At 67.2% G+C, this 11322-nt stretch carries 12 protein-coding genes; 10 read left to right on the forward strand and 2 right to left on the reverse strand.

Annotated elements, in window-relative coordinates; translation table 11 throughout:
* On the forward strand, positions 1-544 hold a 544-nt coding region (locus AC04L7_RS04885), incomplete at its 5' end, for a DMT family transporter (protein WP_475512617.1).
* 95 nt (positions 545-639) lie between these two features.
* Here the strand turns inward: AC04L7_RS04885 and AC04L7_RS04890 are convergent.
* Entirely contained in the window at positions 640-1551 is a 912-nt protein-coding gene (locus AC04L7_RS04890) for a peptidylprolyl isomerase (protein ID WP_435997428.1), read from the reverse strand.
* 67 nt (positions 1552-1618) lie between these two features.
* Positions 1619-2920, reverse strand: a complete 1302-nt coding sequence (locus AC04L7_RS04895) for an MFS transporter (RefSeq protein ID WP_296282526.1) — start codon at positions 2918-2920, stop codon at positions 1619-1621.
* A gap of 166 nt (positions 2921-3086) precedes the next feature.
* On the opposite strand from AC04L7_RS04895, the gene cyoA reads away from it, so the two are divergent.
* From cyoA to AC04L7_RS04940, 9 genes are all read left to right on the forward strand, one after another.
* The gene (gene cyoA, locus AC04L7_RS04900) at positions 3087-4148 is read left to right on the forward strand and encodes a ubiquinol oxidase subunit II (protein WP_435997430.1); all 1062 of its coding nucleotides are present in this window, start codon (positions 3087-3089) and stop codon (positions 4146-4148) included.
* A gap of 42 nt (positions 4149-4190) precedes the next feature.
* Complete coding sequence (gene cyoB / locus AC04L7_RS04905) at positions 4191-6230, forward strand: cytochrome o ubiquinol oxidase subunit I (RefSeq protein WP_475512618.1); 2040 nt, start codon at positions 4191-4193, stop codon at positions 6228-6230.
* Positions 6223-6855, forward strand: coding sequence for a cytochrome o ubiquinol oxidase subunit III (cyoC, locus tag AC04L7_RS04910; RefSeq protein ID WP_435997433.1), 633 nt, complete (start codon positions 6223-6225; stop codon positions 6853-6855). Before cyoB ends, cyoC begins: the two co-directional genes overlap by 8 nt.
* A complete protein-coding gene (cyoD, locus tag AC04L7_RS04915) occupies positions 6855-7259 on the forward strand; it encodes a cytochrome o ubiquinol oxidase subunit IV (RefSeq protein WP_435997435.1) in 405 nt (134 codons plus the stop codon). Before cyoC ends, cyoD begins: the two co-directional genes overlap by 1 nt.
* A complete protein-coding gene (locus AC04L7_RS04920; RefSeq protein ID WP_475512619.1) occupies positions 7256-8047 on the forward strand; it encodes an SURF1 family protein in 792 nt (263 codons plus the stop codon). The genes cyoD and AC04L7_RS04920 overlap by 4 nt, the downstream gene beginning before the upstream one ends.
* Complete coding sequence (locus AC04L7_RS04925; protein WP_435997439.1) at positions 7995-9374, forward strand: ATP-binding protein; 1380 nt, start codon at positions 7995-7997, stop codon at positions 9372-9374. Before AC04L7_RS04920 ends, AC04L7_RS04925 begins: the two co-directional genes overlap by 53 nt.
* Positions 9358-9900, forward strand: a complete 543-nt coding sequence (locus AC04L7_RS04930) for a response regulator transcription factor (RefSeq protein ID WP_475512620.1) — start codon at positions 9358-9360, stop codon at positions 9898-9900. Before AC04L7_RS04925 ends, AC04L7_RS04930 begins: the two co-directional genes overlap by 17 nt.
* A 219-nt stretch (positions 9901-10119) precedes the next feature.
* Complete coding sequence (locus AC04L7_RS04935; protein ID WP_296282516.1) at positions 10120-10485, forward strand: PadR family transcriptional regulator; 366 nt, start codon at positions 10120-10122, stop codon at positions 10483-10485.
* Positions 10482-11322, forward strand: an 841-nt coding sequence (locus tag AC04L7_RS04940) for a sensor domain-containing protein (protein WP_475512621.1), incomplete at its 3' end; no start/stop codon positions are given. The genes AC04L7_RS04935 and AC04L7_RS04940, both read left to right, overlap by 4 nt.

Raw genomic sequence — 11322 nt, forward strand, 5'->3', positions numbered from 1 at the left:
GTTCGCGGCGCTGGTGGGCTTCCTGTTCTTCGGCCAGAAGATCGGCACACGCCGTTCGCTGGCGCTGCTCGTGGGTTTCGTGGGCGTGGTCGTGCTGGCGACGAGCAAGGCCGGTGGCTTGAGTGTGGGCGGCGCGGTGGTGGCCGGCTCCACGGCGGCATTGCTGTACGGCGTGGGCGTGAACCTGGTGCGCAAGCATCTGGCGGGCATCCCGCCGGCGGCCGCGGCGGCGGCGACGCTGGGCTGCGCGGCGCTGCTGGTGCTGCCGTTCGCGGCGACGCATTGGCCCACCGCCAGCATCGCGCCCGGTGCATGGGGGGCGGCCATCGCCATCGGCGTGGTCTGCACCGGCTACGCGTTCCTGCTGTATTACCGGTTGATCCAGCGCATCGGTCCGGCACGTGCGTCGACGGTAACCTACCTGGTGCCGCTGTTCGGCGCGGGCTTCGCGTGGGCGTTCCTCGGCGAGCCGGTCACGCTGGCGATGCTGGCCGCGGGCGCGCTGATCCTGGGCAGCGTGGCGGTGAGCCAGCGGGCGACATGAGGCTGTCGCGTTCTTGTGGGAGCGACGTCAGTCGCGAGGACGTCGTCGCACGGCCTCATCGCGACTGACGTCGCTCCCACCGGATGATCAGTGGCTCAACGCTTGGCTTCGCGCACCGGCAGCGGCACGTTGCAGAGGTCGATATGGCCGGCCGGGCGCACGTACCAGCCGTCGCGGCGGTTGCGGCGCGCTTCGGTGGCGGCGGCGAAGGTCTTTGAATCGGTGCGCAGGACCTGCAGCGGGGTGCGTTCGGCATCGGGCAAATCGCTGGCGAGGCGAACGGCGGTGATGGGGGTGCGCTCGGTGGCTTTCTCGTAGAAGCCCATCGGCTCGGGGCCGCGGGGGATCGCGCTGAGCAGTTCCATGCCTTTCACCACGCGGCCGACCAGGGTGATGTTGCGGTCGAGTTGCCGCGGCGACTGGCCGGTGACCACGTAGAGCTCGCTGCCGTTGCTGCTGTCGGGCGGGCCGCCGCGGCCCGCACCCAGGGCGCCGTAGCAATGCGCCAGCCAGACCTTGTTCGTCTTAGGGTCGCGCCCCGCCGGGAAGCCATCGACGAAGCCGACCTCGGGCGCCCAGCCATCCGCGTCCGGCAACCGGGTGAAGGACACGCCTTTGCCCGTGCGCGCGAATTCCGCCGGCAGCTTCGTTTTCGCCGTGCCCAGCGATTTCGCCTTGGCGGTGTCTTCCGCATCGGCATCGCCGAACTGCACCACGAAGTTGTCCTGCGAGCGATAGATGCCCAGTCCGTTCCAGAAGCCCTCGTGCGCCAGCGTGCGGATGTTGGCCACATGCTCGGGCGCAAAGGCGGGCGCCAGTTCGATCACGACCCGTCCGCCCGGTACGTCCATGTACAGCGTGTTCGCCGGGTCGAGCGTGCGCCAGTCGGCGTCCGGCGAGGCGTCCAGGATCTCCTTGGCGCTCAGGTACTTCGGGGGCTCGGCGGCGTACGCGGTGGGCAGGGCGAGCAGGCAGGCGAGCAGCAGCGGGAGACGGCGCATGGGCATTCCTGGACACGGGATGCCCGGATTGTAGTGCGCCGTAAGCGCGGGCGGTGGACGCCCCCGTGGACGATCAGCTCTTGTAGTTCTTCGCGCGGTTGATGCCGAGCGCGATCAGCGTGCCCAGTGCGCCGGACAGCAGGTAGGCGCCCAGCCATTCCAGCCCGAAGTTGGCGCACAGGCCCAGCGCCACCAGTGGGGCGAAGCCGGCGCCGATCAGCCAGGCCAGGTCGGATGTCAGTGCTGCACCGGTGTAGCGGTAGCGGCGACCGAAATTCGCGGTGACCGCGCCCGCCGCCTGGCCGTAGGAGAGGCCGAGCAGGGCGAAGCCGATCAGGATAAAGGCGCCCTGGCCGAACGATCCGCCTTCCATCAGGGTCGGTGCGAAGCCGCTGAACATCGCGATGCCGACGGCCAGGCCGCCGAGCGTGCGTGCACGGCCGACGCGGTCGGCGATGAGGCCCGACGCCACGATGGCGCCGGCGGCGATGAAGGCGCCGAGGATCTGCACGAGCAGGAAACCGACGACCGACTGCTGCGAATACAGCAGGATCCACGATAGCGGAAAGATCGTGACGATATGGAACAGTGCATAGCTCGCGAGCGCGGCGAACGCGCCGATCACGACGTGCCGGCCCTTGGCCTCGAACAACTCGCGCACCGGCGTGGGCTCGAGTTCCAGCTCGCCCATCTTGTCCTGGTATTCGTCGGCCACCACGATGCGCAGCCGAGCGAACAGTGCCACCACGTTGATGGCGAACGCGACGAAGAACGGATAGCGCCAACCCCACGTCAACAGGTCGGCTTCTTCCAGGTTGGCGTACAGGAACGCGAACACCCCAGCCGCCACGATGAAGCCGACCGGCGCGCCCAGCTGGCCCAGCATGGCGTACCAGCCGCGGCGTTCCTTGGGCGCGTTGAGTGCTAGCAGCGAGGGCAGGCCGTCCCACGAGCCGCCCAAGGCCAGGCCCTGCACGACGCGCAGGCACGCCAGCAGTGCGATCGACGTCGCGCCCAACGCGGCATAGCCCGGAAGGAAGGCGATCCCGGCCGTCGCGGTGCCCAGCAGGAACAGCGCCACGGTCAGCTTGATGCCGCGTCCCCAGCGCGCCTGGATCTTCATCGACAGCATGGTGCCGAACGGGCGCGCGACGAAGGCCAGCGCGAACAGCGCGAACGACCACAGCGTGCCTTCCAGGCGATCCACGAAGGGGAAGAACACCGCGGGAAAGATCAGCGCAGAGGCGATGCCGAAGACGAAGAAGTCGAAGTATTCCGACGCACGCCCTATGACCACGCCCACCGCGATCTCGCCCGGGGCGACATCGGCATGGGCCTTGGTGCCGTGGTCGTGGGTGGATCGCGTGGGGTTCATGGAGGCCATGGGACGGGGCTGCCGGGTCGGACCAGGGGAAAGGTACGCCCATAGGGTCGCAAACCGTACCCCTCGCCGCGATAGGACAAAACGTCCAATACTCCATGCCGGGCCCGCGCACTACATTGATCACGATCAATCCGTAAGCCCCACGCCCATGTCCCTCATGCGCCGAGCCCTGCCGTCCGCCGTGGCGATTCCCGCCGCCGCCGTGCTGTCGGGCTGCAACCTGCAGGTCCTCAATCCCGCCGGCGACATCGCCATCCGCCAGGGCAACCTGATCCTGGTGGCGACGGCGCTGATGCTGCTGGTGATCATCCCGGTGATCGCGCTGACGTTCTGGTTCGCGTGGCGCTACCGCGCGTCGAACACGCAGGCCACCTACAAGCCCGACTGGGACCATTCGACGCAGCTGGAGCTGGTCATCTGGGGTGTGCCGCTSCTGATCATCATCGCGCTGGGTGCGGTGACGTGGATCGGCACGCACCTGCTGGACCCGTATCGCCCGCTGGGACGCATCGCCGAAGGGCGTCCGGTGCCGGAGGAGGTGAAACCGCTGGAAGTGCAGGTGGTAGCGCTGGACTGGAAATGGCTGTTCGTCTATCCCGAGTATGGCGTCGCCTCGGTCAACCAGATGGCCGCGCCGGTCGATCGCCCGATCACGTTCCGCCTGACCTCGTCGTCGACGATGAACGCGTTCTACGTGCCGGCGCTGGCCGGGATGATCTACACGATGCCGGCGATGGAGACCAAGCTGCATGCCGTCATCAACAAGGCGGGCGAGTACGAAGGCTTTTCCTCGCACTACAGCGGCGAGGGCTTTTCGCACATGCGCTTCCGTTTCCATGCGCTGTCCGACGAAGGTTTTGATCGCTGGATCGAAGGCGCCCGTGCCGGCGGCAAGGCGCTGACCCGCGCCGAGTATCTGCAGCTGGAAGTGCCGAGTTCGCGCGAGCCCTCCCGCCTCTATGCGTCCGTGGATGCGGGGCTGTTCGATGCGGTGGTCAATCGCTGCGTCGACACCGACCGCCTGTGCATGGACCAGATGATGGCCTACGACGCCATGGGCGGCCGCGGCCTGGACGGCATGCAGGCGTTGCAACGTCCGCGCCGGGGCAACCTGGCCGCAGGTCCGTTCGTCCGCGCCGAACTCTGCACGGTCGAAACGGCGCAGGCCGCGGAGCGCGGTTCCGCCGTGCCCACCGCTGGCGGTCTGAAGGCSCCCTGACGCGCCCCGCCGGCGCCCACCTGGAATCACCGGATCAGCACGATGGCTTTCGATACAAGCTCCGTCCCCCACTCACCAATCACCGGTCGCCTGGCCTGGGACGCCATTCCCATGCTGCACGACCCGATCATCGCCGCGACCTTCATCGGTACCTGCATCGCCGGTCTCGCGCTGCTCGCGGTGATCACGAAGTACAGGCTGTGGGGCTGGCTGTGGCGCGAGTGGTTCACCAGCATCGACCACAAGAAGATCGGCATCATGTACATGGTGCTGGGCCTGGTAATGCTGCTGCGCGGATTCGCCGATGCCATCATGATGCGCCTGCACCAGGCGATGGCCTTCGGCGACAACCTGGGCTACCTGCCGCCGCACCACTACGACCAGATCTTCACCGCCCATGGCGTGATCATGATCTTCTTCGTCGCCATGCCGCTGGTCACCGGCCTGATGAACTACCTGGTGCCGCTGCAGATCGGTGCGCGCGACGTGGCATTCCCGTTCCTCAACAATTTCAGCTTCTGGATGACCACCGCCGGCGCGGTACTGGTCATGCTGTCGTTGTTCCTGGGCGAGTTCTCCACCGCAGGATGGCTGGCGTTGTCCGGCCTGGGCAATCAGGACCCCGGGGTGGGGCTGGACTACTACATATGGGCACTGCAGATAGCGGGCGTCGGTACATTGCTGTCCGGCGTGAACCTGCTGGTGACCATCCTGAAGATGCGCGCGCCCGGCATGGGCCTGATGAAGATGCCGGTGTTCACCTGGACGGCGCTGTGCACCAACGTGCTGATCGTGGTGTCTTTCCCCGTGCTGACCGCGGTGCTGGCGCTGATGACGCTGGACCGCTACGTCGGGACCAACTTCTTCACCACGGACCTTGGCGGCAACGCCATGCTGTACGTCAACCTGATCTGGATCTGGGGTCACCCGGAGGTCTACATCCTGATCTTGCCGCTGTTCGGCGTGTTTTCCGAGATCGTGTCCACCTACTCGGGCAAGCGGCTGTTCGGCTACTCGTCGATGGTCTACGCCACGGTCTGCATCACGGTGCTGTCGTACCTGGTGTGGCTGCACCACTTCTTCACAATGGGCTCGGGCGCGAGCGTCAACTCGTTCTTCGGCATCACCACGATGATCATCTCGATCCCCACCGGGGCGAAGATCTTCAACTGGCTGTTCACGATGTACCGCGGCCGCATCCGCTTCGAAGTGCCGATGCTGTGGACGATGGGCTTCATGGTCACCTTCGTGATCGGCGGCATGACCGGCGTGCTGCTGGCGGTGCCGCCGGCGGACTTCGTGCTGCACAACTCGCTGTTCCTGGTCGCCCACTTCCACAACGTCATCATCGGCGGCGTGGTGTTCGGCCTGTTCGCGGCGATGACGCACTGGTTCCCGAAGGCGTTCGGCTTCCGGCTCGACGACTTCTGGGGCAAGGTCTCGTTCTGGTTCTGGCTGGCCGGCTACTGGTTCGCGTTCACGCCGCTGTACGTGCTGGGCCTGATGGGCGTGACCCGCCGCATGAGCCATTTCGAGGATCCTTCGCTGCAGATCTGGTTCCAGATCGCCGCCTTCGGCGCGGTCCTGGTGGCGATCGGCATCGCCGCGTTCCTGTTCTGCATCTACATCAGCTTCCGCCGACGCGAACAGCTGCGCGACCACACCGGCGATCCGTGGGGTGGCCGCACACTGGAGTGGTCCACGTCGTCGCCGCCGCCSGMYTACAACTTCGCGTTCACGCCGSKCRTSCACGACAMCGAYGCCTGGACSGACATGAAGCAGCGGGGGTTCCAGCGTCCGCGCGACGGATTCAAGGCGATCCACATGCCGCGCAACACCGGGGCCGGCGTCATCCTGTCGGCACTGAGCACGGTCTGCGGCTTCGCCCTGATCTGGCACGTCTGGTGGCTGGCGGGCGTGTCGCTGGTGGCGACGATCGTCTATGCCATCTGGCACAGCTTCGACCGCAACCGCGACTACTACATTCCGGCCGACGAGGTCGCCCGCACTGAGCAGGCGCGCACCGAACAGCTGGAGCGCGCACTCCTGAACCAAGGCCTTRCGAAGCACGCCCATGTCTGAGTCCATCGCCCTGAATCGACCCGACGGCTCGCCGGTGTTCCTGGACACCGAGGGCAGGCATCATCCCGAGAACGGCACGCTGCTGGGCTTCTGGATCTACCTGCTCAGCGACCTGATGATCTTCGGCAGCCTGTTCGCCACGTTCGGAGTGTTTTCCGGCAGCTATGCGGCCGGCCCGTCCGGCCGCGACCTGTTCCTGCCCAACCTGCACCTGGTCGCGATCAATACGGGCATCCTGCTGGTGTCGTCGATCACCTACGGCTTCGCGATGCTGGCGATGATGAAGCGCAGCGCCCGCGGTACGGTCGGCTGGCTTCTGGTCACCGGCGTGCTGGGCCTGGCGTTCCTGTCGATCGAGGTCTACGAGTTCCACCACCTGATCCACATCGGTGCGGGCCCGCAGCGCAGCGCGTTCCTGTCGGCGTTCTTCACGCTGGTGGGCACGCACGGGCTGCATGTGCTGTTCGGGGTCATCTGGCTGATGGTCCTGTGCGTACAGGTCGGCAGGTGGGGGCTCAACCGCACCACCACGCGCCGCATCGCCTGCCTGTCGATGTTCTGGCATTTCCTGGACGTCGTCTGGATCGGCGTCTTCACCTTCGTCTACCTGATGGGCGTGCAGTGATGGCCAACCCTTCTTCTTCTTCTTACGAACACGACGACGTTTTCGAGGACGGCATTCCGCACGCCAGCCTGAAGGAGTACGCGACCGGCTTCGTGCTGTCGGTCGTGCTGACTGCCATCCCGTTCTGGCTGGTGATGGCCAAGGTGCTGCCCACGCCGGCCATCACCACGCTGGTGATCCTGGCCTTCGCCATGGTCCAGGTGGTCGTGCACATGGTGTATTTCCTGCACATGAATCCGAAGTCGGAAGGCGGCTGGAACCTGTTCGCGCTGATCTTCACCGCCGTCCTTCTGGTGATCGTGCTGGCCGGCACGTTGTGGGTCATGCACAACATGAACACCCACATGATGCCGGGCTCGCACGACATGCATCAGGTGCAGGACGCGGTCCAGAGCCTGCCGTGAACGATCCCGCCGCCGCGACGCGTCCTCCTGCGCCGTGCAGGCGGTGGCGGGTCGCGTTCGCCGGCCTGCTGGCGGTCGCCTTCTGCGGATTCATCGCACTGGGCGTGTGGCAGCTGCAGCGGATGGCGTGGAAGCACGATCTGATCGCGCGCGTCGATGCGCGCATCCACGCAGCGGCTGTGCCCGCGCCGTCGCGCGCTCAGTGGGCGTCCGTCAGCGACGCGAACGACAGTTACCGGCGCGTGTCGGTCAGTGGGCGTTTCGTGCCCGGCAGCGAAACGCGCACGCAGGCGGTCACCGAACTCGGTGGCGGCTTCTGGCTGCTCCAGCCGCTGCAGACCGACGATGGCGATCGCGTGCTGGTGAACCGCGGCTTCGTGCCGATCGGCGGGGCGGTGTTGCCTGCGCCGGAGGGGCGGGTGGTGGTGCAAGGGCTCCTGCGCATGAGCGAGCCGGAGGGCGGTTTCCTGCGCCGGAACGTGCCGGCAGAGGATCGATGGTACTCGCGCGACGTCGCCGCGATCGCCGGCGCGCGGGGCCTGCCGGTCCAGGACGTCGCGCCGTTCTTCATCGATGCCGACCGCGATCCGGCCGTGCGCGAGTGGCCGCGCGGCGGCATGACCGTGGTGACGTTCCGCGATCCGCACCTGTCCTATGCGCTGACCTGGTTCGGCATGGCGTTGCTGGCGCTGGTCGGCRGTGGCCTGCTGGTCGCGTCGGAGCGCCGGTTGCGCCATGATCGGCGCCTCCGTCGCCCCCCGGACCCGCATGTACTTCCGCCAGGCTGATTCCGTCGACGATCCCGGGCGCGCCGTGCCCCGCATGGACGGCTCGCACGACCGCGCCGGGCTGCGCAACCTGCAGCAGCTCATCCAGCTGCGCTGGATCGCGGTGGTCGGTCAGGTGGCGACGATCCTGGTGGTGCAGTACGGCCTGGACATCGCGTTGCCGCTCGCGCCGATGTTCGCGGTGCTGGCCGCGCTGGCGCTGTTCAATCTGGCCAGCCACGCGTGGTGGCGGCGTCATGCGCAGGTGTCCCACGGCGCGCTCCTGATCGGCCTGCTGGTGGATGTGGCCTCGCTGACCATCCAGCTGTACCTGTCGGGTGGCATCGCCAATCCGTTCGTGTTCCTGTTCCTGCTGCAGGTCGTGATCGGCACGGTACTGCTGCGCTCGCCGGGCAGCTGGGTGATCGCGGCTGCCGCTGCGCTGTGCGTGGTGGGGCTGGCGGCCGTGCCCGCGCCGCTGAAGCTGGCCGTGGAACCGGCGCGTGGGCTCGCCGACCACTACGTGCAGGGATTGCTGGTGTGCTTCCTCCTGATCGCCGGCCTGCTGGTCGTGTTCATCACCCGCATCGGCGGCATCCTGCGCGAGCGCGACGCGCGGCTGGCCGAGCTACGCCAGCGGGCGGTGGAGGAGGAGCACATCGTGCGCATCGGGCTGCTGGCCTCGGGTGCCGCGCACGAACTGGGTACGCCTCTGTCCACGCTGTCGGTGATCCTCGGTGACTGGCAGCACCTGCCCACCATGGCGTCCGATGGCGAGCTGCACAACGATGTGCTGGAAATGCAGGCCCAGGTCGCGCGCTGCAAGTCCATCGTCACCAATATCCTGATGGCCGCCGGCGAGGCGCGTGCCGAGGCGCCGACGGAGACGACGCTGCATGCGCTGTTCGACGATCTGGCGCATGAATGGGAACAGGCGCGCGGTCCGTCCCGCTTCGAATACCGCAACCAGACGCCCTTCGATCGCCGTATCGTCACCGATGCCGGACTTCGACAGATGGTGTTCAACGTGCTCGACAACGCGCTGGAAGCGTCGCCGGACTGGGTTGGGATGGACGTCCGCATCCACGATGACGCCGTGAGGGTCGAGGTCTCCGATGCCGGCCCCGGCTTCGAGCCCGGCATCCTGCGGCGCCTGGGCACGCCCTACAACAGCAGCAAGGGCAGGCCGGGCGGAGGCCTGGGGCTGTTCCTGTCGGTCAACGTGGCGCGCACGCTCGGTGGCAGGCTGGACGCCGCGAACCGGCCGCAGGGCGGCGCGACGGTCACGCTGACGTTGCCGCTGGCGGCGATCGCGATCGAGGAGACGGATGATGACGACCAGGATTGAGCGCCGGTTGCTGATCGTCGAGGACGATGCGGCGTTCGCGCGGACGCTGGTGCGTTCCTTCGAACGGCGCGGCTACCAGGTGCGTCATCTCGCGGGCGAGGACGGCATGGCGGCGCTGCTGGCGGAGTTCGCGCCCACGCATGCGGTGGTGGATCTCAAGCTGGCCGGCGGCGCGTCCGGCCTGTCCAGCGTCAAGCGGCTGCACGACGCCGACCCGTCGATGGTGATCGTGGTGCTGACCGGCTWTGCCAGCATYGCCACSGCGGTGGAGGCSATCAAGCTSGGCGCMYGCCACTACCTSGCCAARCCGTCGAACACCGACGAYATCGARGCCGCCTTCCAGCGCGCCGCGGGCGATGCCGACGTGGAACTGACCGCGCGCACGACCTCCATCAAGACGCTGGAGTGGGAACACATCCACGAAGCGCTCGCGGCCAGCGACTTCAATATCTCCGAAGCCGCACGCCGGCTGGGACTTCACCGGCGCACGCTGGCACGCAAGCTGGAGAAGCGGCGGGTCAAGTAGGGCGTGCGTCCCGGTGCCGGCAATCCTGCAGGGCCGCCACGCTACCCATGTCGACCGCCCGGGCCACGCAGGCCTGCCACCAGCGCGCGCGTGTTCCCGCGCCTCCCTGAGTGCCTGGACGTCATGACGCAGGACGGGGTGACTACTGGCACATTCGCTATATCAAACTTCGCAATAGCATCCTCTCCAACCTAGCGGGGGTCCCGCGGAGGGGGAGCGATGAACGAGCCCGACATCCACCTGAAGAAGTTCCAGAAAGAGCTCAGCGCCGGCACCGTGTCGCTGGCATTGCTGGCGGTCCTGGCCCGCGCCGGCGAGCCGCTGTATGGCTACCTGATCGCAAAGCAGCTCGAACGCGTGGGCGAGGGCGTGCTCAGCGGCAAGCAGAGCGCGCTGTATCCCGTGCTGCGCAATCTCGAGGGAGGCGGCCTGCTTGACAGTTTCGTCGAGCCGTCGGTCGCGGGACCTCCGCGCCGCTACTACCGCATCACCGAGGCAGGGCGGCAGACCCTGCAGTCCTGGGCCGCCGCCTGGCGCGCCACCCGCGATTCCGTCGATTCCGTGCTTGAGGGGATTCCTGCATGAACACCACCACCGTTTCGGGCAGCCTGCCCACCACCATCCCCGAGTATCTCGACCAGCTGCGTGCGGCCCTGGCCGGCGCCGACAAGGCGATGATCCAGGATGCCGTGTACGACGCAGAGGAGTACCTGCGTTCGGAACTGGCGGAGAACCCGGGCAAGTCGGAAGCCGAGGTGATCGCTTCGGTCGCCGGCAGCTACGGTGCGCCGGAGGAGGTCGCCGAGATCTACCGGGAAACCGAGGTCACGGTCGCCAGGGCATTGCGCCCGCCGGTGCCGCCGAAGCGCAAGTCGCTGCTGGGACGCTTCTTCGGCGTGGCAGCCGATCCCCGCACCTACGGCGCCCTGTTCTACATGCTGCTGTCGCTGGCGACGGGCACGTTCTATTTCACCTGGGTGGTGACCGGGACCAGCCTGTCGGCCGGCCTGCTGATCCTGATCGTCGGCATCCCGTTGTTGCTGCTGTTCCTGATGTCGGTCCGGCTGCTGTCGCTGGTGGAAGGGCGGGTGGTCGAGGTGTTGCTCGGCGAGCGCATGCCGCGCCGCCCGCTCTACACGCAACGCGACAAGCCGTGGATGACGCGGCTGAAGGAACTCTTCACCGATGGCCGCACGTGGACCGCGATGCTGTACCTGCTTCTGATGCATCCGCTCGGCGTCCTGTACTTCTCGGTGGCCATCACCCTGCTTGCGCTGTCGCTGGGTTTCATCGCGGCGCCGGTGGCCTACTTCCTTCCCTTCGACTATGTGCTGAACTTCGGCCACTGGAACATGGTCACCGACGCGCCCTGGATGCTGCCGCTACTGTCCGTCATCGGATTCGTCCTGCTGTTCGCCACGC

Source organism: Pseudoxanthomonas sp. LjRoot204_2 (assembly GCF_056175765.1).

Coding starts and splice junctions, on each gene's coding strand:
- AC04L7_RS04890 (WP_435997428.1), bottom strand. CDS start 1,551: ATGCCCATGCGCCGTCTCCCGCTGCTGCTCGCCTGCCTGCTCGCCCTG.
- AC04L7_RS04895 (WP_296282526.1), bottom strand. CDS start 2,920: ATGAACCCCACGCGATCCACCCACGACCACGGCACCAAGGCCCATGCC.
- cyoC (WP_435997433.1), top strand. CDS start 6,223: ATGTCTGAGTCCATCGCCCTGAATCGACCCGACGGCTCGCCGGTGTTC.
- cyoD (WP_435997435.1), top strand. CDS start 6,855: ATGGCCAACCCTTCTTCTTCTTCTTACGAACACGACGACGTTTTCGAG.
- AC04L7_RS04925 (WP_435997439.1), top strand. CDS start 7,995: ATGATCGGCGCCTCCGTCGCCCCCCGGACCCGCATGTACTTCCGCCAG.
- AC04L7_RS04935 (WP_296282516.1), top strand. CDS start 10,120: ATGAACGAGCCCGACATCCACCTGAAGAAGTTCCAGAAAGAGCTCAGC.